The 455-nt window shown below is 64.2% G+C and carries 1 pseudogene; it reads right to left on the bottom strand.

Annotation, left to right across the window (positions count from 1 at the left end):
* Positions 1 to 215 (bottom strand): annotated as a pseudogene (locus BUQ68_RS24065) (ISL3 family transposase); the annotation flags it as partial.
* Positions 216 to 455: the final 240 nt, after the last annotated feature.

The raw sequence follows: 455 nt of genomic DNA, 5'->3' as shown, positions 1-455 counted from the left end.
TCATCCTTCCGCACACCCCGGCCGAACGACGAGACGAGGCCGGATTCCGCCGTCTCAATCCACGCGGCCAGGAAGTCGGAGCCAACTTTCCGCCGGATCCCCTCTTGGAAGGTCTCGATGACGGACCTGGCGTCGACGAGGTCCGGCACTCCGTTTTCAATGGCCGCAACCGTGAGCGTCTCGGACCTGGTCAGGTGATTGCGGCCGGTCGTCATCAATCTCGCCAATGCCCGGGCCGACGGCGTTCGCGTCGATGCCATACGACCCGAGCATTTCGCCTTCCGACGTCGTGTGGCCCATTCGGTCACGACCCGCAGGCTTCCGGTGAAGCCTCTGGACTGCAACTCCCGCCAGAGTGCGGCACCATTGCGGTGACCGGCATCCCAGCGCTCATCCAACCAAGACAGATGTCCCTCCAGGGAGGACTGTCGGGTTCGGAAGACGTCGTCCCGTTG

Origin of the sequence: Mongoliimonas terrestris (assembly GCF_001927285.1) — a bacterium.
Classification (GTDB): Bacteria; Pseudomonadota; Alphaproteobacteria; order Rhizobiales; family Pleomorphomonadaceae; genus Chthonobacter; species Chthonobacter terrestris.
This window is presented reverse-complemented; position numbering and strand designations above follow the sequence as displayed.